At 70.4% G+C, this 23,971-nt stretch carries 22 protein-coding genes and 1 tRNA gene; 11 read left to right on the top strand and 12 right to left on the bottom strand.

Annotated elements, in window-relative coordinates; genetic code table 11:
• The first annotated feature begins 5 nt into the window (after positions 1-5).
• The 3 genes from QE388_RS03460 to QE388_RS03450 all read left to right on the top strand — a co-directional run bounded on the left by QE388_RS03460 (position 6) and on the right by QE388_RS03450 (position 2,285).
• On the top strand, positions 6-785 hold the full coding sequence (locus QE388_RS03460; protein ID WP_275800738.1) for a 3-oxoacyl-ACP reductase: 780 nt from the start codon (positions 6-8) through the stop codon (positions 783-785).
• Positions 786-811: 26 nt separating this feature from the next.
• Positions 812-1,528, top strand: a complete 717-nt coding sequence (locus tag QE388_RS03455; RefSeq protein ID WP_307382950.1) for a FadR/GntR family transcriptional regulator — start codon at positions 812-814, stop codon at positions 1,526-1,528.
• Between the two features lie 346 nt (positions 1,529-1,874).
• Positions 1,875-2,285 (top strand): dehydrogenase, encoded by a 411-nt coding sequence (locus tag QE388_RS03450; protein WP_307382948.1) that lies wholly within the window; start codon positions 1,875-1,877, stop codon positions 2,283-2,285.
• 516 nt (positions 2,286-2,801) lie between these two features.
• Here the strand turns inward: QE388_RS03450 and radA are convergent.
• The 3 genes from radA to QE388_RS03435 are packed head-to-tail and all read right to left on the bottom strand — an operon-like array spanning position 2,802 to position 5,802.
• Positions 2,802-4,169: a DNA repair protein RadA gene (gene radA, locus QE388_RS03445; protein ID WP_307382947.1), complete on the bottom strand. Its 1,368-nt coding sequence runs from the start codon at positions 4,167-4,169 to the stop codon at positions 2,802-2,804.
• A gap of 56 nt (positions 4,170-4,225) precedes the next feature.
• On the bottom strand, positions 4,226-4,825 hold the full coding sequence (locus QE388_RS03440; protein ID WP_307382946.1) for a DUF4304 domain-containing protein: 600 nt from the start codon (positions 4,823-4,825) through the stop codon (positions 4,226-4,228).
• A 23-nt stretch (positions 4,826-4,848) separates the two neighbouring features.
• Positions 4,849-5,802 (bottom strand): L-lactate dehydrogenase, encoded by a 954-nt coding sequence (locus tag QE388_RS03435; protein ID WP_307382943.1) that lies wholly within the window; start codon positions 5,800-5,802, stop codon positions 4,849-4,851.
• Between the two features lie 273 nt (positions 5,803-6,075).
• Between QE388_RS03435 and QE388_RS03430 the strand changes: the two genes are divergently transcribed.
• Both QE388_RS03430 and QE388_RS03425 read left to right on the top strand, forming a co-directional pair.
• Positions 6,076-6,166: transfer RNA gene (locus QE388_RS03430), tRNA-Ser, on the top strand.
• A gap of 356 nt (positions 6,167-6,522) precedes the next feature.
• A complete protein-coding gene (locus tag QE388_RS03425) occupies positions 6,523-7,272 on the top strand; it encodes a hypothetical protein (RefSeq protein ID WP_307382941.1) in 750 nt (249 codons plus the stop codon).
• 36 nt (positions 7,273-7,308) lie between these two features.
• On the opposite strand, the gene panB is transcribed toward QE388_RS03425, so the two are convergent.
• From panB to QE388_RS03410, 3 genes are read right to left on the bottom strand one after another with little or no spacing between them, the layout of a single operon-like run.
• The gene (gene panB, locus QE388_RS03420; protein WP_307382940.1) at positions 7,309-8,163 is read right to left on the bottom strand and encodes a 3-methyl-2-oxobutanoate hydroxymethyltransferase; all 855 of its coding nucleotides are present in this window, start codon (positions 8,161-8,163) and stop codon (positions 7,309-7,311) included.
• Positions 8,160-9,041 (bottom strand): pantoate--beta-alanine ligase, encoded by an 882-nt coding sequence (gene panC, locus QE388_RS03415; protein WP_307382938.1) that lies wholly within the window; start codon positions 9,039-9,041, stop codon positions 8,160-8,162. Before panC ends, panB begins: the two co-directional genes overlap by 4 nt.
• Positions 9,038-9,802 (bottom strand): Rossmann-like and DUF2520 domain-containing protein, encoded by a 765-nt coding sequence (locus QE388_RS03410; RefSeq protein WP_307382937.1) that lies wholly within the window; start codon positions 9,800-9,802, stop codon positions 9,038-9,040. The genes panC and QE388_RS03410 overlap by 4 nt, the downstream gene beginning before the upstream one ends.
• A gap of 170 nt (positions 9,803-9,972) precedes the next feature.
• Between QE388_RS03410 and QE388_RS03405 the strand changes: the two genes are divergently transcribed.
• Entirely contained in the window at positions 9,973-10,686 is a 714-nt protein-coding gene (locus QE388_RS03405) for a DUF433 domain-containing protein (RefSeq protein ID WP_373426602.1), read from the top strand.
• A 6-nt stretch (positions 10,687-10,692) separates the two neighbouring features.
• On the opposite strand, the gene QE388_RS03400 is transcribed toward QE388_RS03405, so the two are convergent.
• Both QE388_RS03400 and QE388_RS03395 read right to left on the bottom strand, forming a co-directional pair.
• Entirely contained in the window at positions 10,693-11,340 is a 648-nt protein-coding gene (locus QE388_RS03400; RefSeq protein ID WP_307382933.1) for a Fic family protein, read from the bottom strand.
• Positions 11,333-11,515 (bottom strand): antitoxin VbhA family protein, encoded by a 183-nt coding sequence (locus QE388_RS03395; protein ID WP_275801498.1) that lies wholly within the window; start codon positions 11,513-11,515, stop codon positions 11,333-11,335. Before QE388_RS03395 ends, QE388_RS03400 begins: the two co-directional genes overlap by 8 nt.
• A gap of 256 nt (positions 11,516-11,771) precedes the next feature.
• Here QE388_RS03395 and QE388_RS03390 point away from each other — a divergent pair, with 256 nt between their 5' ends.
• Positions 11,772-12,449 (top strand): phosphatase PAP2 family protein, encoded by a 678-nt coding sequence (locus tag QE388_RS03390; protein WP_307382930.1) that lies wholly within the window; start codon positions 11,772-11,774, stop codon positions 12,447-12,449.
• Between the two features lie 16 nt (positions 12,450-12,465).
• Positions 12,466-13,269, top strand: coding sequence for a DUF1206 domain-containing protein (locus tag QE388_RS03385; protein WP_307382928.1), 804 nt, complete (start codon positions 12,466-12,468; stop codon positions 13,267-13,269).
• Positions 13,270-13,281: 12 nt separating this feature from the next.
• Here the strand turns inward: QE388_RS03385 and QE388_RS03380 are convergent, their stop codons facing one another.
• On the bottom strand, positions 13,282-13,905 hold the full coding sequence (locus QE388_RS03380; RefSeq protein ID WP_193754817.1) for a TetR/AcrR family transcriptional regulator: 624 nt from the start codon (positions 13,903-13,905) through the stop codon (positions 13,282-13,284).
• A gap of 169 nt (positions 13,906-14,074) precedes the next feature.
• Between QE388_RS03380 and QE388_RS03375 the strand changes: the two genes are divergently transcribed.
• Both QE388_RS03375 and QE388_RS03370 read left to right on the top strand, forming a co-directional pair.
• On the top strand, positions 14,075-15,691 hold the full coding sequence (locus QE388_RS03375) for an amidohydrolase (RefSeq protein WP_307382926.1): 1,617 nt from the start codon (positions 14,075-14,077) through the stop codon (positions 15,689-15,691).
• Between the two features lie 17 nt (positions 15,692-15,708).
• Entirely contained in the window at positions 15,709-17,064 is a 1,356-nt protein-coding gene (locus tag QE388_RS03370; protein ID WP_307382925.1) for an APC family permease, read from the top strand.
• 78 nt (positions 17,065-17,142) lie between these two features.
• Here QE388_RS03370 and QE388_RS03365 read toward each other — a convergent pair whose 3' ends face one another.
• Entirely contained in the window at positions 17,143-18,864 is a 1,722-nt protein-coding gene (locus QE388_RS03365) for a signal peptidase I (RefSeq protein WP_307382923.1), read from the bottom strand.
• 10 nt (positions 18,865-18,874) lie between these two features.
• On the bottom strand, positions 18,875-19,525 hold the full coding sequence (locus QE388_RS03360; protein ID WP_307382921.1) for a hypothetical protein: 651 nt from the start codon (positions 19,523-19,525) through the stop codon (positions 18,875-18,877).
• Positions 19,526-21,348: 1,823 nt separating this feature from the next.
• Here QE388_RS03360 and QE388_RS03355 point away from each other — a divergent pair.
• Complete coding sequence (locus tag QE388_RS03355) at positions 21,349-22,704, top strand: aminotransferase class III-fold pyridoxal phosphate-dependent enzyme (RefSeq protein ID WP_307387042.1); 1,356 nt, start codon at positions 21,349-21,351, stop codon at positions 22,702-22,704.
• 118 nt (positions 22,705-22,822) lie between these two features.
• Here the strand turns inward: QE388_RS03355 and QE388_RS03350 are convergent, their stop codons facing one another.
• Positions 22,823-23,938, bottom strand: coding sequence for an aromatic acid exporter family protein (locus tag QE388_RS03350; protein WP_307382920.1), 1,116 nt, complete (start codon positions 23,936-23,938; stop codon positions 22,823-22,825).
• Positions 23,939-23,971: the final 33 nt, after the last annotated feature.

The following is a 23,971-nucleotide window of genomic DNA, read 5'->3' as shown; positions in this document are numbered from 1 at the left end:
AGCTCATGACCATCGATCTCACCCAGCGCCTCGGCGACCGCGTCGCCATCGTCACCGGCGGTGCCAGCGGCATCGGCCTCGCCACCGCCCGTCGGTTCGCCGCCGAGGGCGCCCGCGTCGTGATCGCCGACCTCGACGAGACCACCGGTACCGCCGCGGCCGAGGAGGTCGGCGGGGTGTTCCGGCAGGTGAACGTCGCCGACGAGGCATCCGTCGACGCTCTCTTCGACGGCGTCGCCGCCGACCTCGGCAGCGTCGACATCGCGTTCAACAACGCCGGTATCTCGCCCGCCGACGACGACTCGATCGAGACCACAGAACTGCCCGCGTGGGACCGTGTGCAGGACGTGAACCTCAAGAGCGTGTATCTCTGCTCGCGCGCGGCGCTGCGACACATGGTGCCGGCCGGCAAGGGGTCGATCATCAACACGGCCTCGTTCGTCGCACTGCTGGGATCGGCGACCTCGCAGATCTCGTACACCGCCTCGAAGGGCGGCGTGCTCGCGATGACGCGCGAGCTGGGTGTGCAGTTCGCCCGCCAGGGGATCCGCGTGAACGCGCTGTGCCCGGGGCCGGTGAACACGCCCCTGCTCCAGGAGCTGTTCGCCAAAGACCCCGAGCGTGCGCAGCGTCGCCTCGTGCACGTGCCGATGGGCCGGTTCGCGGAACCGGAGGAGATGGCGGCGGCGGTGGCGTTCCTGGCATCCGATGACGCGTCGTTCATCACCGCGACGGCCTTCGTCGTCGACGGGGGCATCACCAACGCCTACGTCACGCCGCTCTGAGTCGTCGACCGTGACAGGCTGAGACGGTGACCGACGCTCCGCTCGACGACCTGCGCCGGGCCGTCTACCGGCCCGTGCGCAGCGGGAACGCGCTCGAGGACACGACGGCGCGCATCGTGCAGACGGTGCGTCTGGGTCTCGTCGCACCGGGGGAGTCGCTGCCCGCGGAGCGTGAGCTCGCCGCGCTCTACGGCGTCAGCCGCGACACCGTGCGGGAGGCCCTCCGGGAGTTGTCCGACGCGGGGTGGCTCGAGACGCGGCGCGGTCGGTACGGCGGGACGTTCGTCGTCGATCCGGTACCGCGGCCCTCGGGACCGGCGGAGGTGTCCGCGGCAGAGCTCGACGACGTCGTGGCGCTGCGTGGCGTCCTCGAGCCAGGGGCCGTGTGGGCCGCGGCGGCGCGCTCGCTGTCGGCGGACGAGCGCGACGTGCTCTGGGCGCGGCACGAAGCGGCCGCGCGGGCCGAGGGGGCGGACTACCGCCGACTCGACACGCTCCTGCACCTGACGATCGCGGAGGTCGCCGGCATCCCGTCTCTCGTTCCCCTCGTCGCGGACAATCGCGCGAAGATCAACGCCTGGCTCGACACGTTTCCGCTCCTGCCGCGCAACATCGACCATTCCACCTCGCAGCATGCCGCGATCGTGTCGGCGATCCTCGCCGGGAGACCGGATGCCGCCCACGCGGCGATGCGCGACCACCTGGCTGGCTCGGAAGCACTGCTGCGAGGGTTCTTGGCGTAGCGACCGCGGGGGGCCGGTGCTGGGGTGCTGGGGCGGGCGCGGGGCGAGGGGAGGAGTTGGGACGGAGGGAGGATGCGCGCGGCGAGGGGAGGAGTTGGGACGGAGGGAGGATGCGCGCGGCGTTCGGGTCCTCCGGTCGCCGCATCTCCTCCGCTGGGCACGGTATGCCGCGGGCGTAGGACGCCCGGTGTGAACTCCGGGGGCTGATGCGCACCGGCGGGGTAAGGGGCCGGTGGGGCGAGGGGAGGAGTTGGGACGGAGGGAGGATGCGCGCGGCGTTCGGGTCCTCCGGTCGCCGCATCTCCTCCGTTGGGCATGGGAGCGGGCCCGCGGATAGGCTCGGAGGATGGCCGCGGGCAAGAAACGCAAGGGGAAGAAGGTCGATGTGGAGTTCAAGAACACCGCCCTGACCGACGCGCTTCAGACGCAGGACATGGCCGCGATCGCCTTCGCCCTGCGGCACGGCCCGACCGTCGTCCCGCTGATGAGGGCCGGCGACGCCGACAACCCGCTCGACATGGGCGAAGTGTGGACCTACCGCGACCCGAACACCGGCCAGGTCGCGCTGCTGCTGTTCAGCGACGCGGCACACAAGCCCGCGACCCTGCCGCCGCACGTCGCCCTGCAGCCGCCGCAGTGGCTGCGGACCTTTCTCGGCATGCACGAGGAGGAGCTCACGACGGTGTTCATCGACATCGCGGGTCCGCACCCCATCCAGGCCAGCCCCGCCGATCTGATCGCGGCGCTCGACGCTTGAGCGTCGCCCGGGGTTTCTCCCGGTCGAGTGTCCAAAACACCCGGAGCCCGCGGAAAATCGTCCGGGTGTTGTGGACACTCAACCGGGCGACCCGTCCGCGAGCAAAGTTCGGCGCCGCGGGCGAGTGACGCGTGCGCGAACGGCCGCGCGTGCCGGGCTCCGGAAATGCGGGGGAGAACGTGGGCCGCACGGAGGACGTTGCGCAGCAGGGGCCGCGAGGCTCCGGAGCGCGGGACGTGGGTGCACTGGGCCGCGGGGCTCCGGGGTGCGGGACGCGCGCGCGATAGCTCGCGGGTGAAATACGCGAGTCGCGCGGGTGATACGAGAGTGACAGACTCGGGGCATGGAGTACGTGATCACCGCGGCCGTGTGCGCCGCTGGACTCGTCATCCCCGTGGTGCTCGGCATGACGTCGCCGCACCGTCGCCGCCGGTCCGCTCCTCCCGGGCGCTGACCCGCGCTCTACCGAGGCGCCTCGAGGCCGGAGCGGCGGTCGACCGTATCGAGTGCGCGGAGTCAGAAGCCGGGTTCGCTGTCGTCGCGGGGCATGCCGCGCACCTGCAGCTCGTTGAGGGCCTGCGCGAGCTTGCGCGAGGAGGCGTCGAGCACGGTGTGATACCCGAGACGCTTCGCCTCGGACGCGCGTTGCGCGGCCTGCGTCACGTTGCGGATCTCGCCCGTCAGCGTCAGCTCGCCGATCGCCGCGAGGCGCTTCGACATCTTGCGGTTCTTCACGGCATTCGCCACGGCGATCGCGATCGCGAGGTCGGCCGCGGGCTCCACGAGTCGGACGCCGCCCACGGTGGAGACGTAGACGTCGCGGTCGGACAGCGTGAGGCCCATCCGGCTCTCGAGCACCGCCAGGACCATCGCGACGCGGGACGAATCGACGCCGTTCACGATGCGCCGCGGATTCGGCGCCGTCTGCCGCACGGCGAGGGCCTGGATCTCGACGGGCAGCGCGCGTCGGCCCTCCATCGCGATCGTCACGCACGTACCGGGTTCGGGTTCGCCGTGCCCGAGGAAGAGCGCGCTCGGATCGGCGACCTCAGCGATGCCGGTGCCGGTCATGTCGAAGCAGCCGACCTCGTCCGTCGGTCCGAAGCGGTTCTTGAGTGCACGCACGAAGCGCAGCGACGTCTGCCGGTCGCCCTCGAAGTGGCAGACGACGTCGACGAGGTGCTCGAGGATGCGGGGACCTGCGATCGACCCGTCTTTGGTCACGTGGCCGACCAGGATGATCGGCAGTCCGCGCTCCTTCGCGACACGGATGAGGGCGGATGCCACCTCCCGCACCTGCGCGGGCTGGCCCGCCGCTCCATCGCTGTGGGCCGAGGAGATCGTCTGCACCGAGTCGACGATCAGCAGGCCGGGCTCGACCTGGTCGACGTGGCCGAGGATCGTGGCCAGGTCGGTCTCGGAGGCCAGGAACAACTCGTCGTGGAGCGCGCCCGTGCGCTCGGCGCGCAGGCGCACCTGGGCGGCCGACTCTTCGCCGCTCGCGTACAGCACGCGACGCCCGGCGTGCGCGCTCTTCGCCGCGACCTCGAGCAGCAGCGTCGACTTGCCGACGCCGGGCTCGCCGCTGAGCAGGATGGCCGCCCCGGGGACGATGCCCCCGCCCAGCACGCGGTCGAACTCGCCCACTCCGCTCGTGCGACGCGGGGCGTCTTGCGTGTCGATCTCGGTGATGCGCCGCGCCGCTCGCGCGGCACCCGGCGCCACCGGGACGATCGAGCGCACGATCCCCGTCTGCTCGGCGGCCTCGACGACCGTGCCCCAGGACTGGCACTCGCCGCAGCGGCCGACCCACTTCAGCGTCGTCCATCCGCACTCGGTGCACCGGTACGGAGCAGGGGCGGTAGCGGGACGTCGGGATGCCATGTGCCCAGGCTACGCGGGGCCTCCGACATCGATCCGTCGGGGCACGGCATCCGGGATCAGGGGAGAGGGGTGCCGAACTTCAGGGCCGTCTCTTCGAACCGTGCGGCGAGGCGGGGCCACCGGTCCTCGGCGCCGAAGCGGTCGCGGGCCGCCACGAACTGTGCGCGGGCGTCGTCGGTGCGACCGGTCGCGCAGAACCAGGCGAAGAGGTCGTCATCGAGGACGTACCCGTTGTCGAGAAGAGCGCGCGCGAGAGATGGCGCGTCGGTGATCGCGTCGAGGTGCGCCACCACCTGCTCGATCGCCGCCGGGAGCGCGGTGCCGAGGGCATCGGCATCCCGCTCCACGTCGACACGATCGCTCGGCCAGTCGCTGATGGCCTCGAACCGTGTCGAGTACTGCGCTGTCGCGCGGGTGAGGTCATCGGGGACGGAACGTCCGATCGCGCGGTCGAGCTCCGCCACGTATGCCGACGCGTTGACGTAGAACCGCACGCCGGTGGCGGTGTTGCCGTGGCTGCGCTGGACGTCGACCGTGTGCGCGACACCGTCGCCGACGCGCGTCCAGACGTACCTCTTCTTGCGGAAGCCGTGTGTCTTGAGCACCCCGCCGATCGCGGCGACGGCCTCGGTGAAGCGTTCTTCGATCTCGCTCATGACGGAGATCGTATCGGCGTGCCTCAGTCGCGCAGCGAGTCGGCGACGGTCGTCAGCGCGTCGGCGGAGCGGCGCAGAAGCGCCAGCTCCGGGTCGGAGAACGGGGTGCCCGTCAGGGGGACGGCGCCCTTCGCGCTGACGATCGAGGGGACCGACAGGGCCATGCCGCTGATGCCGTGGAAGTCCTCGAGGACGGTGCTGACGGGCAGGATCGCGTGCTCGTCGCGCAGGATCGCCTCGACGATGCGGGCGCTCGAGAGTCCGATCGCGTAGTTCGTAGCGCCCTTGCCCTGGATGACCTTGTAGGCGGCGTCGCGGACGTCGACGGCGATGGCATCCAATTCGTCCTTCGTGAAGCGCCCGCCGTCGGGGAGGTCGAACTCGGTGATCGGGATCGATCCGATCGTCGCCGTGGACCAGAGCGGGAACTCGGTGTCGCCGTGCTCGCCGACGATCCAGGCGTGCACGCTCGAGGTGGCGACGCCCGCGCGCTGCGCGAGCTTCCAGCGCAGGCGCGAGGTGTCGAGGACGGTGCCGGACGCGAAGATGCGGCGGGTCGGAAGGTCGGTCGCCTCCTGTGCGAGAACGGTCAGGACGTCGCACGGGTTCGTGACGATCACGTAGACGGCGTTCGGAGCGACCTCGAGCAGCTTCGGCATCATGTCGCGGATGATGCGGGCATTCGTCGCGGCGAGCTCGGTGCGCGTCTGTCCGGGATTCTGCTTCGCACCCGCGGTGATGACGACGACGTGCGAGCCCTCGGCCACAGATACGTCGCTACCGCCCACGATGTCGCTCGAACCGGTGAACTGCGTGCCGTGGGCGAGGTCGAGCACCTCGGCCTCGACCTTCGCCTCGGCGATGTCGTACAGCGCCACGTGCCGTGCCGACCCCCGGATGAGAGCGGCGTACGCGACGCTCGCTCCCACGCTTCCCGCGCCCACGACCGTCAGCTTGGAGTTCTCGATCACGCTCATGACTCGATCCTGGCAGCGGGGTGGGACCGGTGCCAGGGCGGTCGTTCGACGGTGGATGAACGGATGCCATCGGGGTCGGGGTGCCGGTCGGTTCGGGTCTGTGGGGTTGGCGCGACGGGTGGGGCGGGCCGAACTCCTGAGTTTCCGTACGGATCGACTCCTAGGAGGGTCTCGGGGGCTCGCGGGGGCGATTTCTCAGGAGTTTCGCCCGCGCCGGGGGCGGAGCGATGGCCGGATTCGCGGCATCCGCTCATCTGTCGTAAGCTGGTCGGCGGTGACGTGTCCGAGCGGCCGAAGGTGCAACTCTCGAAAAGTTGTGTAGGGTAACCCCCTACCGTGGGTTCAAATCCCACCGTCACCGCCACCACGAAGGCCCCGACTCACGCGGAATCACGCGGCAGGCGGGGCCTTCGTCATTTCTTTCACGCCGCGGAGTCGGGTACGCCGGTCGTGATCCCGGGGCGCGCGGTCAAGCCGGAATCGCGGGCTTCCGCTATGTTCGCCTCGCAGCATCGCGGGATGCAGGCAGCGTAGGGGGACAGCGTGGGGTGGTTCGGAAAGCGACCGAAAGCCGCGCAGCCTGTGGATCGCGTGGAATGGGTCGTCGCGACGGCCCGACAGGCTTTCGCGCAACGCGGCGTGGAGAGCACGATCGAGCACGGACCCGCGCCCGAGGATGTCACGCTGTCCGCTGACGGTCGTCGATTCCCGCTCCACAACTTGCTCGTCAAGACCGACGGCCTGACTCGGTCGGAGGCGGAGAAGGTCATCGATGACCACGTTCGGTCGTTGGCTCAGGAGCCGTCGATCCTCGAACCGACGCGCGATGAGTTGCGCTCGATGATCCGCACACGACTGATCTCGAATCGGAACGTGCGTCCCGATGAGCCCTCGTTCGACTACGCTCGCCCGTTCGCCGACGGGGTCGTGGTGGCGCTTTGCCTGGACCTGCCCGAGACCGTGCAGACCATCAGCGACGCCGGAATCGCGGAAGCCGGGTGGGATCTCGACGAGCTCTACCGGTGGGGGCAGGAGAATACGGACCGGGAATCCGTGGACGAGCACGACGTTCTTGAGACGGGCATCCACGTCCTCACCGGCGAATCGTTCTTCGTGGCATCGAAAGCGATCAATCTCGCCCGGGCCGTGCCTGTGACTGAGTTCGGCACCGTATTCGCGATCCCGCATCGCCACTTGCTTCTCGCGCTGCCGCTTTCACGACGGGAGCCCCTGGACGGTGTGCGCCACCTGGCCATGATCACACAACGCATCGTCCGGGACCCGCTCCCCGGGGGACTGATCTCGGGCGATCTCTTCCTCACGAGACACGGTCTTGTGAGCCGGGTGTCGGAGACGGACGCCGAGAGCAACGTCGCCATACTCGTGGATGACCTCTTCCAACAGGCGTTGGAAGAGGTCATCGAGAGGGACGCCACGAAGAGCGACGGGGACGAGGTGCTCCGGTCCTGACGCGGGATGGCGTGATCGCGCAGACGAGGGGGCGGCTCAAAGCCCGTCGACGAACTCCCGCACCGCCGTCGCGACGCCCGGGGCGGCGCGGTAGGTGTGCTCGCCCGCGGGGAAGACGCCCTCGCGCACCTCGCGCGCGTACGTCTCGACACCCTCGACCATCGCGTCGCCGAGAGCGGCGTAGCGCTTGACGAAGACGGGGGCGCGGCCTTCGGTGATGCCGAGCAGGTCGTGCTGGACGAGCACCTGTCCGTCGGCCTCGCCCGCGCCGATGCCGATGACGGGGATGCGCAGTGCCCGGCGGATTTCGGTGACGACATCGGCGGGAACCGCCTCGATCACGATCGCGAAAGCTCCGGCATCCTGCACCGCGAGGGCATCACGGGCCACCCGGATCGCGTCGTCGTCGGTACGCCCCTGCGCTCGGAGGCCGCCGAGCGCCGTCGCGGTCTGCGGTGTCAGGCCCACATGGCCGACGACCGGGATGCCGGCCTCGACGATCGCTCGAAGCCGGGACAGGCGGGCCGCGTTCGCGCCCTCGATCTTGACCGCGTCGGCGCCGGCCTCGTGGACGAAGCGGACCGACGTCGCGACGGCCTGCTCGTCGCTCAGCTCGGTCGTTCCGAACGGCAGATCGCACACCACGAGCGGGGTCTGCACCGCGCGACGAACGGCTTTCGAGAGCGTCAGCATCTCGTCGAGGGTCACCGAGGTGGTGTCGGGGTGTCCGAGCACCACCTGTGCTCCGGAGTCGCCGACGAGCACGATGTCGACGCCCGCGCGCTCGGCGACGCGGCCCGACGGGAAGTCGTACGCCGTCACCATGACGATCGGCGTGCCGGCTTCGGCGAGCTCGCGGAGGCGGCGGAGCGTGACCCGGGGGCGCGTCACGACGGACTCCCGGTCACCGGGATGAGATCGTCCACGCCGAGGACCACGTTGTCGATGAGCCGCACCTCACCCACCCGAACGGCGAGCGCGAGCAGCGTCGGGGTCTCGGCCGTCGTGATCGGCTCGAGACTGTCCGCGTCGACCGCCTCGACGTACTCGGGGTCGAGTCCCGCCCCGCCCAGTTCGTCGCGCACGACGGTCGTGAGGCGGTGAGGATCGCGGATGCCGGAGGCGAAGGCATCCTGTGCCGCTCGAAGCGCGCGCGGGATGACGGCCGCGACATCGCGCTCCTCGGCCGAGAGTCGGGTGTTGCGGCTGGAACGCGCGAGACCGTCGTCGTCGCGCGAGGTCGGGCGCGCCACGATCTCGACGGGGATGCCGAGATCGCTCACCATGCGGCGCACGACGACGACCTGCTGCGCGTCCTTGGCGCCGAAGTACGCGCGGTCGGGCTGGACCGCGAGGAGGAGCTTGGCGACGACCGTGGCGACTCCGTCGAAGTGGGAGCGGCCGCGGACAGCGCCCTCCAACGTTCCCGTGATCGCTCCGGCGACCGAGACGCTCGTCGCGAAGCCCGCGGGGTACATCTCGGCGGGCGAGGGGGCGAACACGAGGTCGGTGCCGGCTTCGGCGGCCAGCTCGACGTCGGCTTCTTCGGTGCGCGGGTAGGCGGCGAGGTCGGCGGCCTCGCCGAACTGCGTCGGGTTCACGAAGATCGACAGGACCACGGTGGCGTTCTCGGACCGCGCGGTGCGAAGGAGCGAGAGGTGACCCTCGTGCAGGGCGCCCATAGTCGGAACGAACCCGATCTCCTCACCGCGGAGGGGGGAGAGGGCCGCGCGCAGGTCTGCGATGCTGCGCACGATGCGGATGCTCATGGGGTCGTCTCGATTCCGGTTCGTTGCGTGGCGGCGAGGTCGCGGGTGGCGTCGACGAGCGCGTCGAAGAGGGCCAGACGGTCCGGCATGCGGTCGCTGATCGCCCGACGCTGCCTGTCGATCGTGGCCGCGTCGCCGCGGGAGACCGGTCCGGTCAGCGCGGCCGCGGCTCCGCGCTCCGACCAGTTGTCGACCGCGGCCCGGACGAGGGGGACGAGAGCCTCTCGTTCGACCCCCGCGGTCGCCGCGAGCTGCTCGGCCATCCCCTCGAGAGTGACCAGGAAGTTCGCCGCGATCGAGGCCGCGGCGTGGTACGCCGCGCGGTCCTCGTCGAGAACGTCGACGCCGGTCATGCCCAGCGCATCGGCGAGGGCGGATGCGACGGCGTGGGCCGCGGGTGAACCCGCCGAGAGGGCGGCCGTGACACCCGCGAACGATGTTCCCGCGCCCGTCACCGTCATGAGGGGATGAATGCTGAACGCGTCGTGCGGGTGGAGGACCGAGAGGTTGAGAGAGCCGGAGAGGTGGCCGACGATCCGGCCGGGCGCGATCGCGCGCGCGGCCGACGCGATCTCGGCGTCCGGGACGGCGAGGAGCACGATGCCGGCGTCCGCGCCGGACTCGCCCCGCCCCGCGGGGCCTGCGACGGGAACCCCCGCCGCCTCGAGAGCGGCGACGAGCGCGCGACCCATCCGGCCGTCGCCGACGACGAGGAGGGGCCCGGAGAGTGCCAGGGCGGAGGGGAGGGGCTGCGGTGTCATGTGCGTGGGGTGACAGCCGCGGAGGCGGCTTCGCCGCAGTCAACCGTACTCGCTTACCGGGAGGCCGGTGAGGCGCAGAGACCGGCTACCGCTCGGCTACCGCTCGGCCGCTGCCGCGCGGCGGGTGAATCAGCGATGCAGACCGCACCGCCTCCATTTACCCTGTTTGTATGCAAACGTCGATCTCGGATCGGGCGTACACGACCCCGGTCTACACGCTTTCCGAGGCCGCTCACATCATTCGGGCTCCCACGTCGTCTTTCGGTCGGTGGGCACACGGGCACGCGTTTCGGCAGCGCAACGGCAGCGGCCGGCGATGGAGTGACCCCATCCTCCGGGGTGTGAAGAGTGGCCGCGGATTCACCGTGCCCTTCAACGCCCTCGCCGAGGGGTACATCGTGGAGTCGTTTCGTCGCGCAGGTCTCCCCCTGGCTCGCATTCGTCCAGCGGTGGATGTCCTGCGCAACGAGCTCGGTCTGGAGAACGCTCTGCTCCGCGAGAAGCTGAAAACGGACGGCGCGGAGATTCTCATCGAGAACGGCGACCACGACCTCGTCGTCGTTCGTAATCGACAGGGAGTCTTCCGCGACGTCGTCGATCAGTACCTGCGAACGATCAGCTACCGCGACGGCTACATCGACTCTCTGCGCCTGCCGACGTACGAAAGAGCCGAGGTCGTCGTCGATCCCCGGCGCAACTCGGGTCAACCGACGATCGCGCGCCTCGGTGTCCGCGTCGAGGACGTTCTGAGCCGACTACGCGCTGGTGATCCGATGGCGGATGTCGCACAGGATTTCGGGCTCGAGGACGAGGAACTGACTTCGCTTCTTCTTCAGGCAGCACGACCGGGCTCCGCGGGCGAGGTGCCCGCGACGTGTCGGTGATCGCTGTCAGATCGGCTTCGTCACCTGGTAGACGGACGGATCGAGGGGCGACAGGCCGTCGAGCGGAGGCTGACGCACGAGTTCGAGTATCGGTCGAAACGGCTCGCCGTTCCCCGCGTTGAAGGCGCGGATACTGGCGGTCAGGTGTTCCCGGGAAGTGACGTTGCGCCAGGCGAGCCGACGACCCGATACCCGCGCGACCTGGTCGAGGAAGGCGCGCTGCGTCCGACCGTTGCCTTCGCGGAAAGGATGGATGTCATTCATCTTCTCGAGCAGATCGCTTGCCAGCACCACGAACTCGGGCTCGTCGATCTCGGGGTTCAAGAGACCGGACGTCGCAAGCCAGTCGAGGGTGCTCCCTGCCGCGGACGGGATGAGCGCCGAGGCATGGAACTGAGATGAACCCTTGCTGATCTCGACCGTGCGGATCCGGCCGGCCCACGCGTACACGTCCTGGAAGAGGCGACGGTGGGTCTCGGTCCACCGGGCAAGGTCGAAGGGCCCCGTGATCGGGGCGACTTCGAGCTCCATCCGGCGGGCAAGGGTGAGTTGATACTCCTGGCGTTCGAGACGGTTCCGGTCGCGTTCGTCGAGAAGGTTCTTCAAGACGCTCGAACCCGGATAGACGTACGGGTCGACGAAACCGTCAGTCACGGTAGCCCCCGCGCTTGACCTTCTCGATGATCTCCGCCGTCGAGATCTTCCCCTCGACGTAGAGGCCGATGTCTTGCACCATCTCCGGGGTGGGCTCCATATCTTCGAGGGCCCAGCTCGCCATGGTGTCGATCACGAGCTCACGCCGGGCCTCCCGCGAATCGAGTGCAGCCATCGGTGGTCTCCTTCTCCTCGGCTCCATTCTCTCAGCGATGAGCTCGTCGACGCCGTCGTTCAGGCCCGGTGTTGTTCCTCGAGCAGGCTTTTCCCGCGTCGCGCATAAACGCGATCCGCGCGCATAAACGCGCTGTGCACGTGTTTCTGCGCGCGAACAGCGTTTATGCGGTGGCCGTGCGAGGCGCCTCGGGAGCGCTCGCGCCCCCGGACGCAATCCCTGGCTCCGCGGCATCCGGTCCTGTCACGATTCCGGGATGGATGCCATACCCGCCGACGCCCCGGCGCTCCCCGTCGCCGAAGCGGACGCACGCCGCGCCATCGCCCTCGTCGTCGGCGCGCTGGCCACGGTCGCGTTCGTCGCCCTGCGCCTCGCCGTCGCCCTGAACGGACACACGGCCCTCGACGTCGACGTGTGGTGGGATGCCGCGATGGCGGCGATCGCGACCCCGGTGGGCGTGATCCTCGCGTGGGTCCCCGCGATCGTGGGCGGCACGATCGGCATGATCGTGATCGGGGTGGCGACGACGATCGTCTTCGCCCTCCGGCGTCGCCCGTGGGACGCGCTGACGGTTGCGGCATCCATCGCTCTCGTCGTGGCGATCGGCGCCCCGATGGCCGCGATCATCGCGCGGCAGCGGCCCGCCGACTCCCTGGCCGAGACGATGGCGACATCCTTCCCCTCGGGCCACACGGCGGTGGCGACGACCATCGCCGTCGTGCTCGGGCTGATCCTGCGCCGCCGGTGGGTGTGGATCACCGGTGCTGTCTGGGTGGTGTTGATGATGTGGAGCCGTACCTACCTGCACGCGCACTGGCTCTCGGACGTCGTCGCCGGTGCTCTCGAGGGGGTCGCGGTCTCGACGTTCGTGTGGGCGCTCATCCAAGTGGTCCGCGAGCGTCGAGCGCAACGCCTCGCCGTGACGGGTTCGTGAGGACTACGGTTCCCGGATGACCACTCCCTCGGCCGCCGCGAACAGAGCGCAGGACTCGACCGTTTTCGAGGTCGCCGCGCGCGTCGGATACGTCGTGCTCGGCCTGCTCCACCTGCTGATCGGGGTGATCGCGATCTCGATCGCCACCGGATCCGGCGGCGACAGCGCCGACCAGAGCGGGGCGTTGGAGAAGGTCGCTCAGGTTCCCGCGGGAGTGGTGCTGCTCTGGGTCATCGCCGTCGGCCTGGCCGCGCTCGCGGTGTGGCAGATCGCCGAGGCGATCGTCGAGCAGGACCCGGATGCCAAGAAGCGCTGGGCGCATCGAGCGAAGTTCGTCGGCACCGCCGTCGCCTACGCTGCGATCGCGTTCACCGCTCTCACCGTGGCGCTCGGCGGACGCTCGAGCTCGTCGCAGTCGTCGCAGACGATGTCCGCGCAGCTGCTGTCGAGCCCAGCCGGGGTGGTGCTGCTCGTCGTCATCGGACTCGGCGTCGCGGCCGTCGGTGTCGCCTTCGTCGTTCGCGGGTTCACGAAGGCGTTCGAGAAGCACATGTCGATCCCCGGCGGGGCGGCGGGGCGCGGCATCCGCACCTTCGGCATGGTGGGGTACATCGCCAAGGGCGTGGCCGTCGGCGTGGCGGGCGTGCTGTTCGTGGTCGCCGCGCTGAAGCACGACCCCTCGACCGCAGGCGGACTCGACGCCGCCTTGCGCTCGCTCGCGGGTCTGCCGTTCGGGCAGGTCGTGCTGTGGCTCGTCGGTGCGGGCCTCGTCGTCTACGGCCTCTTCTGCTTCGCCCGCGCGCGATACGCGCACATGTGACCGCGTCCGGCCTCACTCCCGCGGTCGGGCTCCGGCGATGAGGAGCGAGAGGCCGAGCTCGAAAGCGCGAGTCGCGACCGGGTCGGCCGGGTCCTGGTCGACGAGGGTGGCGTAGGCCGCCGCGAAGCGGGGAACGCTCTCTTCCTGTCCGGTCGGATCGAACATCACGGTCGGGCCCGACATGTCGAGCACGCTGCCGAGGATGAACGACTCGAAGGCCGTGAGCAGCGGGAGGATGTCGTCGCTCTTCCAGCCGACGCGCTCGGCGGCGACGGCGAAGTCCTCGTACTGCGACATCAGCAGCGGCGCCGACGACCGGTGCGACATGAGCAGCGGGATCGTCCGGGGGTGACGACGGAAGGCGTCCCGGTAGGAACGTGCCCACCGTCGCAGGCCCTCCTCCCACTCGTCGTCACGGAGCGAGGATGAGTCGATGCGCTGCGAGACCAGCGCGCGGACGTCTTCGATGAGCGCCGCGAGGTTCGGCACGTGGTTGTAGAGCGAGGTCGGGTGCACCTTCAGGCGGTCGGCGACGCGCCGGATGCTCGCCCCGTCACTGCCGTCGCGATCGACGAGAGCGAGGGCGGCGCGGGCGATCGCCTCGCGCGAGAGCTTGGGGTGCGGCGGCCGTGGCACGTCGGGGCCTTTCGGTCGGGTTCGACCACGTTACGCGATGCCCGCGTTTCGGGCGTGTATCGGGTTCGTGACGAGTCGAGGAAACGGCGGATTCGTCGTGAGGAAAAGTCGTAGCGTTCCTAAAACCTACGCTGTATGTTTCTCGCAGCGTGGTCTCAAGGAGGTTTCCATGGCGGTCGTGGTGTTCACGAACGGCGCGATCCGTGTCGACGGATCGACGGCCGACATCGACCGACTCGTCGTGATCGACGGGGTCGTGGCATCCGCGGGCTCGCCGGTCCCCGACGATGCCGAGGTGGTCGACCTCGAGGGAGGGCTTCTGCTCCCCGCGTTCGGCGACGGACACGCCCACCCCCTGCTCGCCGGTCGCGAGCGGCGCGGGCCGGAACTGCGCGATGCGACCTCCGTCGCCGAGATCGTCGAGAGGGTCCGCGCGTGGGCCGCGGACAGCGACGACGCCTGGCTCATCGGCGGCAGCTACGACGCCACGATCGTCCCGGGCGGGATGTTCGACGCCCGCTGGCTCGACGAGGCGGAGGCCGAGCGGCCCGTCGTCCTGCACGCGTGGGACTATCACACGGTCTGGGCGAACACCGCGGCCCTGCGGGCGGCGGGACTGGATGCCGAGACCCCCGAGCCCGCGCTCGGACGCATCGAGCGCCGTCCCGACGGCTCCCCGCTCGGCACGCTCGTCGAGCGACCGGCGATCGACCTGGTCTTGGACCGCGCGCCGCGTCCGTCCGTCGCGGCCGACGTCGAGGCGCTCGCCTGGGCCACCGAACGTCTCGCGGCGAACGGGATCGCCTGGGCGCAAGAGGCCTGGACCGAGCTCGACGACCTCCCCTCGTGGGTGGCAGCGGCGGAGAGCGGTCGGCTCGCGGTCGACGTCGATCTCGCCCTGCGTGCCGACCCCGCGCGCTGGCCCGCGCAGCTGGACGACCTGCGCCGCGCCGCGGACGGCATCGCGGGGGTCCCGGGTCTCACGGCGCGGACCGTGAAGTTCTTCGTCGACGGCATCCTCGAGAACCGCACCGCGCACCTGCTCGACTGCTACCACGATGCCCACACCCGCGGCCTGCCGAACTGGCATCCGGATCAGCTCGGCGAAGCCGTCGCCGCGTGCGACGCCGCCGGGTTCGATGTGCACCTGCACGCGATCGGCGACGCAGCGGTGCGGGCGGCGATCGGCGCAGCGGAGGGCATTCGAGAGAGCCTCCGCCGCGGGCGCCGCCTCACGATCGCCCACGCGCAGATCGTCGACCCGGCCGACCTGCCGCGACTCGCCGAACTCGAGGTCACCTTCTGCTTCCAGCCCCAGTGGGCCGTCCCCGACGCCGTGATGACCGAGCTCACGCTGCCGCGCCTCGGCCCCCTGAGGGAGAGGCAGTACCGCATGCGTGCCGCGCGCACCGCCGGCGCGCACCTCAGCTTCGGCAGCGACTGGCCCGTCACCTCACCGGATGTGCTCCTCGGCATCCGCACCGCGGCGACCCGCCAGGACGAAGACGGGCAGCCCGCCGGCGGCTGGCAGCCCGAGGAACGACTCACCCTCGACGAAGCCCTCGACGCCGCCACGAGCGGCGTCGCATGGCAGGCCGGCGACGACGCTCACCGCGGCGCTCTTCGCCCCGGCATGGTCGCCGACCTCGTCTGGCTCGATCGCGACATCCGCCGCGAGCCGGTCGACCGCATCGCCGATGCCCGTATCCGCGGGACGTGGCGACGCGGCATCCGCACCTTCACGGCGTCGGCGCTCGCCGGCGCCACTCCGCCTCGCTCCTTCTGACCCCGAACAGGAAAACCGTGACCTCCTCCGAAACCTCGCTCCGGCGAGTCATGGGAGTTCCCTCCCTCGTCATCTTCGGCCTCGCCTACATGGTGCCGCTGACCGTCTTCACCACGTACGGCCTCGTCGCCGTCACGACCGGCGGCCACGTGCCGACGGCCTACCTCGTCACGCTCGTCGCCATGCTCTTCACCGCGTTCAGCTACGCGGCGCTCGTGAAGGCGTTCCCCCGTGCGGGCAGCGCGTACACCTACGCCCGCCGCGCGTTCGGCGGTCACGTCGGCTTCCTCACCGGGTGGTCGCTCATGATCGACTACCTGCTTCTCCCGCTCATCAACTACGTGCTGATGGGCATCTACCTCAACGCCCAACTGCCCGGCATCCCGCCGTGGGTGTTCGCTCTGGCGGGCGTCCTCCTCATCACCGGGCTGAACATCGTGGGCATCACGGTCGTGCGCAACGCCAACCTCGTGCTGGTGGGTCTGCAGCTCGTGTTCGCGGCCGTGTTCGTCGTGTGCGCGGTGCTTCACGTCCTGCAGAACCCCGGCGTCTCGTTGCTGCAGCCGCTCTACGATGCCGGCCTCACTTTCCCCGGCCTCCTCGCGGGTGCGGCCATGCTCGCCCTGTCCTTCCTCGGGTTCGACGCCATCTCGACCCTCTCCGAGGAGGCGCGCGACCCCGAGCGCACGGTCCCGCGGGCGATCATCCTGACCACGATCATCGGCGGGCTCATCTTCACCGTGATCGCGTACGTGTCGACCCTCGTCATCCCGAACGTCGCCGACATCGAGAACCCGGATGCCGCGGCGAACCAGATCATGGAGGTCGCCGCGGGGCGCTGGCTCGAGCTCTTCTTCCTCATCGCGTACATCGCGGGCTGCATCGCCGCGGCGCTCGCCTCGCAGGCGAGCGTGGCGCGCATCCTGTTCGCGATGGGGCGTGACGGCGTGCTGCCGAGCTTCTTCGCTCGGCTGAGCAAGCGCTATCGGACGCCGATCGGCGCGGCGATCTTCGTCGGTGTCGTCTCGCTCGCCGCGCTGTTCGCCGACCTGAACACGGTGGCATCCCTCATCAGCTTCGGTGCGTTGGCCGCGTTCTCGCTCGTCAACCTGTCGGTGATCAAGCACTTCCTCATCGACGAGGGTCGTCGCGGGGGAGTCGCCGCGTTCCGATACGGGGTCCTGCCCGCGCTCGGCTTCGCGCTCACCGCGTGGCTGTGGTTCAGCCTGTCGCCGCTCGCGCTCACGGTCGGTCTCGTGTGGATCGGGGTCGGCGTCGTCTGGCTCGCGGTGCTGACCCGCGGCTTCCGCCGTCGCCCGCCCGAGGTCGAGTTCGACGAAGAGGCCGAGGCGCCCGAACGCATCCCGGCGTGATCGGTGGCGGCGCGGCATCGGGGGATTCCGGATGCCGCGCCGCCGGCGTGCGCGGCCTTGTCTCGCACGAGGTGTGCGTCAACGCCCGGCGGCGTAGTGCGAGCGCACCTCGTCGGCCGAGAGAGCGCGCGTGTAGATCGCCGCGAACTGGATCTCGCCCGTGAAGAAGGACGGGCCGTACCAGTCGATCGTGCCGTTCGAGGTTCCGTTGGCCCACGCGGTGAGGTTGCCGCAGCCGATCTTCCAGTACCCCGAGTAGTTCTCGCCCGTGGTGATCGACGTGTTCGTGGCGACGAGGCTCCCGTCGACGTACAGGGCCATCCCCGCACTCGAGAGGGATGCCACCACCGCGTGCCACGTCCCGTCGGCGTACGAACGCCCGGCCGGGGTCGAGATCGTCCGCACACTCCCCGGGTACACGCCGAACACGATGCGACCGGTCTGGTCGAGGTAGACGTGTCGGTCGTAGTGACCGTCGGCGGCGGACTGGTTCGCGTCGCCGAAGCCGATGATCTTCCCCCGTCCGGTCGACGGAGCGCGGAACCAGGCCTCGATCGTAAAGGTGTTCGGGTTGGTCACCGATCCCGGAACGTAAAGGCACTGGGACGTGCCGTTGAAGCTCACCGAGGAGGCGGGGGAGTCGTGGAGGCACCCGACGCTCGTCGAGAGGGTGGGGGAGACCGCGTACGTCGCGCGCCGGGAGGCGGCGCCGGAGAGGTCGTTCTCGGTCTTGGCGGGATTGTTCGTGGGGGTGAGGGCGTACGCGCCCTTGGTCGCGGAAGTGCCGACGGAGAGTGCGGCGTCGCGACAGCTGAAGAACGGGTTCGTCCCCGCGGTGTCTTTCGTGTTCGCGATGCGGGCGGTGAAGCTCGCTCCGGTCGAGGAGAACGTCGTGAGCGCGGCGACCGCGAGCACCGTGATGATCACGAGCGGAACGACGATCCGGCCGCCGCGGCGGTCGGGTCGGGGGCGACGTCCGTCGGGCAGCGCGACGGCATCGTCGTCGCGGATGAGCAACGCCGCCCCGAGCGGGAGCAGGCACAGCGCGATGACGAGGAGCCGCAGGGGCAGGTCGAGATCGGCCTGGGGGGTGAGGACGTAGGCGCCGCTGGGGAGGCGGTCGGTCGTGGAGACGACGGCGTCCTGTCCGCTCAGCAGGCGCGTGCCGTTCGCGAGGAGCGGGAACAGCCCGGTGTTGACGACGTGAAGAAGCGCGCTGGTGCCGTCGTCGCCCGGGCGGAAGTCGAGCATCTGAACGTTGAACCACGGCCGAAGCCACAGGGCGACGATCGTGACGGTCAACGACCATCCCGTGAGGCGGGCGCTCCAGATCCACCCCGGCTGCCGCAGGCTGAGCCACACGAGCGCTTCGGTCAGAGCGACGCCCAACAGAAGCCAGGGGGCGACCTGGAGCAGGAATCCGACGCCGGGCAGGATCGCCACGGCGCGACCGATCACCTGATCGGCTGCGACGGGGCTCCCGTCCGGCGCCCCGTTGAGGTCGCCCTGCGTGGTGAACGACCCGTCGGAGTCGCCGACGATGCGGTGCGTCACGGTGCGGTCGCCGGTCGAGAAGGTGACGATGTCGCCGACGGCATAGTTCGGCTCGGCGCGGCTGACGACGAGCGAGCCCACCGGCGCGGTCTCGCCCATGCTCGGGGTCTGGACCGCGAACAGGCGGATGCCGGCGATGGCGAACGCCGCGGCGACCGCGACCGAGAGCAGGACGAGTGCGACCGCGACGATGATCGCCGGGCGCGCGCTCCCTCGGACGGCGGTCGCCGCGGGGTGCGGGATCACGAGGGCGACGTCAGCTGCTGAAGTCCCAGGTGAGCGGCTGCGACACCTGGAGACCGGCGTACGTGTTCCCCGCCGTCGACGGGAGTGTCACCGCGAACGTGAAGGGCACGGTCGAGCCGGACGGAACCGATGTCGTGCCGAGGGCGGTGAGCACGTTCACGGACGACGCGAACCCCTGGAGGGTTCCCGAGTAGAGCGTCGTCGAACCCGAGGTCACGACGAGCGTCATGGTGGAGCAGAGGTTGGTAGCGGTGCCGTTGGGCGTTCCGTTGTTCGTCTGCGTACAGGTTCCCGGCGTGAGGGTGAATCCCGTGGCGGCGGCGCTGCCGGTGTTCTTGATCTTGATGTCGGTCGACACGGTCTGGCCGGGCACCATCGTCACGCTGCCGCCGTACTTGTTGATGGTCGCGCAGGTCGCGGTGTTCGAGGACACGGATCCGCCGTCCGTGCTGTTGCAGGTGATCGAGCCGTCGGCGTTGCTCTCCTGCATGATGACGGTGCCGGTGCCGGCCGTGTCGACGGTGTTCTTGATCTGCGCCGTGAACGCGGAGATGGTGGGCGAGAGACCGAGGGCCAGGATCAGGGATCCGAGCCCCCCGGCGAGGAGGACGGGAAGGGCGAGACGACGGCGGCGTGACGGCGCGGGATTCTGGGTGGACACGACGGCTCCTGTTCGGGTTCGGAGAGTGCGAGAGGTCCCATCTCTATCGCGCGGTGGGGTTCTGGCGATGGGGTCGGTGGCCCTGCCCCGGCGGGTGGGACGGTCGCCCGCGAGGCGGCGAGCGCCGCCCGTGTCGGAGGCGCCGCCCCGAGGTTCGGCGTGATTCACCTGCGATGTCGTTCGCGGCGTGATGATCAGTCGCCCGCCGGCGGTCTGGCGGCCCGAAAACATACGCTGTATGTTTCATTCCAGCACCCTCCGAGACCGCGCGCTCGTCGCATGCCTGCCTCGCGAACGCCCGAGCTGCCGCGCCACCGACCCGCCCGATTCGAGCCTCATGGAGCCCGCCGTGACCGACGCCTCGTTCGACTACTTCGCCCACGGTGAGCTGCCGACGCCGACCCTTCCCATCGACGAGGCTCGATCCCTGCTGCGCGAGGTCTACGGCATCGACACGGAGCTCCGCTCGCTCGGCAGCCAGCAGGACCAGAACTTCCTCGTCACCCCCGCTGGAGGGGGCGACCCACTCGGCGTGCTGAAGATCAGCAACCCGGTCTTCAGCGAATCCGAGATCGAGATGCAGGATGCCGCGGCCGCCCTCGTCGCGCGAGCGGAGCCCACCCTGCGCATCCCCGAGATCGTCACGGGACCGCGGGGCGCGATGTCGGGGTGGTGGGAGACCTCGCAGGGGCGGCTGCACGCGCGGGTCATCTCGTTCGTGTCGGGGAAGACGCTGACCGGCTCGGCCTACCTCTCGCCGCGCGTCGTCGAACGGCTCGGCGAGCTGTCCGCCGCGGTGAGCGTGGCGCTCGCGAACGAGACGCACCCGGCCTCGGGGCGCGTCCTCCAGTGGGACCTGCGGCACGCCGAGCGGGCGATCACCGAGATCGCCGAGACCGAGCCCGACGCCGATGTGCGCGCGTTCACCGCGGAGGCGACCGCCCGCGCGCTCGCCGCGCTCGCGCCGGTCGCCGAGGCGCTGCCGCGCCAGCTCGGGCACTACGACGTGACCGACGACAATGTGCTCCGGCCGCACGGCATCCAGACCCTCCCCGATGCCGTCATCGACTTCGGAGACGTCATCGATTCGTGGGCGGTGGGCGAGATCGCCGTGACGGTCTCGTCGGTGCTGCACCACGCCGGCGCGTCGTATCGCACCACTCTGCCGGCCATCGCGGCGTTCGACCGACGGCGGGCGCTCTCGGACGATGAGATCACCGCCCTCTGGCCGCTCGTCGTGCTGCGCGGGGTCGTGCTCGTCCTCAGCGGGCGCCAGCAGGTGCGCCTCGACGAGGCGAACGACTACGCCAGCGGCGCGCTGGATCGGGAGTTCTCGATCCTGCGGCGCGCGACCGCCGTTCCGATCGAGGTGGCGACCGCGCAGATTCGTCACGCGCTCGGGCGTCCCGCCGTCGGCGTCCCCGAGTGGGCCGGCGCGCCGCTCCTGAGCGAGCCGGGGCGGGCGGTGATCCTGGATGCCGGGACCTTGTCGCCGCTCGCGGACGAGGGGGCGTGGCTCGACGACGACGCCGTCGAGCGCGCGGCGCAGCGTCTGCTCGACGAGGGAGCGGAGGTCGTGGTGCTCCCGGCTCTGCGCCCGGTGCTGCTCGGCGCGCCGTCCCGCACGCCGCACGCACCCGCGACGGTGCCGACCGCGGCTGCGGTGTGGTTCGCCCGGCCCACGACGCTCGATGTCCCGGCGGGACTGAGCATCCGCCACGGCGACACGGAGGTGAGCGCCGAGGTGCCCGCCCGCCGGCGTATCGACGTGCTGCTCACCGCGCTCGACCCGGACGAGGTCCCCGAGACGATCCGCGCCGCCGATCTGCCCGGGTGGCGCGCCGTCGTCGGCGACGCCACCCTCGCGCTCGGGGTCGAGGTACCGGCCGCGCCCGTCGAGGACGACCTCCTCGACCGCCGCGAGGCCGTCGTCGCCGAGGTCCAGGAGCACTACTACGCCCGGCCGCCGCGCATCGAGCGCGGATGGCGCGAGTTCCTCGTCGACGTCGACGGCCGCGTCTACCTCGACATGGTCAACAACGTCGCCTCGGTCGGCCACGCGCACCCCCCGCATCGCCGCAGCCGTCTCGCGCCAGACGCGTCTGCTGAACACGAACTCGCGCTTCCACTACGCCGCGATCACGCGCTACGCCGAGAGCTTGGCATCCCGGCTTCCCGACGAGCTCGACACGGTGTTCTTCGTCAACTCCGGCTCGGAGGCGGTCGACCTGGCCATCCGCCTCGCGATGGCGGCGACCGAGCGCCGCGACGTCGTGGCGATGGCCGAGGCCTACCACGGCTGGACGTACGCGAGCGATGCGGTCTCGACCTCGATCGCCGACAACCCCAACGCACTCGAGACCCGTCCCGAGTGGGTGCACACCGTCGATGCCGCGAACTCGTACCGCGGTCGTCATCGGGGAGCGGATGCCGCTGCCTACGCGCCCGAGGCGGCCGCGCGGTTGCGCGCGCTCGCCGCCGAGGGACACCCGCCCGCCGCCTTCCTGAGCGAGACGTTCTACGGCAACGCGGGAGGCGTCGCCCTGCCGGACGGCTACCTGAGAGAGGTGTACGCCACGGTACGCGAGCTCGGCGGGCTGGCCGTGGCCGACGAGGTGCAGGTCGGCTTCGGCCGCCTCGGCTCGTGGTTCTGGGGTTTCGAGCAGCAGGGGGTCGTTCCCGACATCGTCGCCGTTGCGAAGTCCATCGGCGCCGGCTTCCCGCTCGGCGCGGTCATCACCCGTCGTGAGGTCGCCGACCGCTACCGGACGCAGGGATACTTCTTCTCTTCCACGGGCGGTTCGCCGCTGTCATCCGTCGTCGGTCAGACCGTGCTCGACATCATCGACGAGGAGCAGCTGCAGGAGAACGCGCGGGTCGTCGGTGCACACCTCAAGGCACGGCTCGCCGCGCTGGGGGATCGGCATCCGATCGTCGGCACCGTCCACGGGTCGGGGTTGTACCTGGGCCTGGAGTTCGTGCGCGACCGCGGCACCCTCACGCCGGCGACGGAGGAGACGGCCGCGATCTGCGATCGTCTCCTCGAGCTCGGCGTGATCATGCAGCCCACCGGCGATCACCAGAACGTGCTGAAGATCAAGCCGCCGCTGTGCGTGACTCGGGAGTCGGCCGACTACTTCGTCGACATGCTCGATCGCGTGCTGTCGACGGGCTACTGACGGTCTCGCGGGAGGTGCCGGGATACGGGGCGAGGCGGCTGAGCGTGTCGAAGGTGCCGGTCCCTTCGACAGGCTCAGGGACCTCGCGGTCGCGTGAGACCCGGTGCGACGCGCGAACTCAGCGGGTCGCGGTGTCGGCGTCCGGATCCGAGAGTGGTCCGCACGCGGCGATCACACGCCGAAGGCTCACCGCCGCCTCCCAGGCATCGAGAGGCTCGTCGTGTGCGGTGAGCTCTCGCAGACGGTCGGTGTACGCGGTGAGCGCGTGCTCGGCCTCGCGCAGCTGCCCCGCGGTCGCCTCGGGATCCGGGGGAGTGGTCACCAGGTGCGACGCGGCCTCGATCGCGCGGGCGAGAGTTCGACGCGCGTCGTCGGGGATGCGGGTGTCGACATCGGGCCCCTGGGTCAGACGAGAAAGGGATGCCGACAGCTCGCGCGTCGCGTCGGCCGTTCCGGTGAGGGCGTCCAGACGCCGGCGGTTGAGATCCCGGGGCGCGCGCAGGCGACGCCCGCGCGGGTTGTAGCGCCGGCTCTCGTCGGCGAGCTCGACCTCTTCTCGGACGTCGGCGAGCGTCCCCGTGAGTCCGGCGGTCGCGGTGTCGGCGGCATCCTGATCGAAGGCGTGCCCCGCCAGCGCGTCCGCGATCCTGCGGAGCGCCTCTCCCAGGTCGTCGCGGAGCCGGGCCAGGCGGTCATCGGCCCGCTTGACCCGCAGGGGCGGGACGACGAGGAGGTTCACCGAGACCCCGACCAGCACGCCGAACGCCATCGTCATCAGGTACGACGACGAGTACCCGTCGGGATCGGCGCCGCCGAGCAGCAAGACGAAGAGCGCAGCGATCGCCACCCAGTCGCGGCCGACGCCGAGGGCACGGACCCCGGCCAGCAGCACGCCGAGCAAGATGACGATCGCGACCGCGGCGATGCGGGGAAGGCCCGCACCCACCACCGCGAGGCTCGCAAGGCCCAGGCCGATGCCGAGCGCCAGTCCGACCACGGCCTGCACGCCGCTCGAGGCCGAGCGCGCGACCGTGGGGTACATGCTGACGAGGACGCCGAGCGGGGCGTAGTACGAGTACTCGCTCTGCGCGAAGGGCACGTAAGGCGCGAGGTACCAGGCGAGCGCGGCCGCCCCGGCGGTCTTGGCCGCGAGCACCAGGCGGTCGGCCGTCATCGCGTCGCGCCACCACTGCCTCGGGTCGAACGAGCTGCTCAGCGAGGGGCGGATGTACACCCCTCCATGCTCCGGGCCGCGCGCCGGTCGGTC

The organism is Microbacterium sp. SORGH_AS_0969 (assembly GCF_030818255.1).
In the GTDB taxonomy this organism is placed as follows: Bacteria; Actinomycetota; Actinomycetes; order Actinomycetales; family Microbacteriaceae; genus Microbacterium.
This window is presented reverse-complemented; position numbering and strand designations above follow the sequence as displayed.

Excerpts from the sequence above, each read along its gene's own strand:
- QE388_RS03405 (WP_373426602.1), top strand. The coding sequence starts at position 9,973 with ATGCAAACGTCGATCTCGGATCGGGCGTACACGACCCCGGTCTACACG.
- QE388_RS03450 (WP_307382948.1), top strand. The coding sequence starts at position 1,875 with ATGGCCGCGGGCAAGAAACGCAAGGGGAAGAAGGTCGATGTGGAGTTC.
- QE388_RS03385 (WP_307382928.1), top strand. The coding sequence starts at position 12,466 with ATGACCACTCCCTCGGCCGCCGCGAACAGAGCGCAGGACTCGACCGTT.
- QE388_RS03395 (WP_275801498.1), bottom strand. The coding sequence starts at position 11,515 with ATGGCTGCACTCGATTCGCGGGAGGCCCGGCGTGAGCTCGTGATCGAC.
- QE388_RS03390 (WP_307382930.1), top strand. The coding sequence starts at position 11,772 with ATGGATGCCATACCCGCCGACGCCCCGGCGCTCCCCGTCGCCGAAGCG.
- QE388_RS03410 (WP_307382937.1), bottom strand. The coding sequence starts at position 9,802 with ATGACACCGCAGCCCCTCCCCTCCGCCCTGGCACTCTCCGGGCCCCTC.
- QE388_RS03440 (WP_307382946.1), bottom strand. The coding sequence starts at position 4,825 with ATGAGCGAGATCGAAGAACGCTTCACCGAGGCCGTCGCCGCGATCGGC.
- QE388_RS03375 (WP_307382926.1), top strand. The coding sequence starts at position 14,075 with ATGGCGGTCGTGGTGTTCACGAACGGCGCGATCCGTGTCGACGGATCG.
- panC (WP_307382938.1), bottom strand. The coding sequence starts at position 9,041 with ATGAGCATCCGCATCGTGCGCAGCATCGCAGACCTGCGCGCGGCCCTC.
- QE388_RS03435 (WP_307382943.1), bottom strand. The coding sequence starts at position 5,802 with ATGAGCGTGATCGAGAACTCCAAGCTGACGGTCGTGGGCGCGGGAAGC.
- radA (WP_307382947.1), bottom strand. The coding sequence starts at position 4,169 with ATGGCATCCCGACGTCCCGCTACCGCCCCTGCTCCGTACCGGTGCACC.
- QE388_RS03460 (WP_275800738.1), top strand. The coding sequence starts at position 6 with ATGACCATCGATCTCACCCAGCGCCTCGGCGACCGCGTCGCCATCGTC.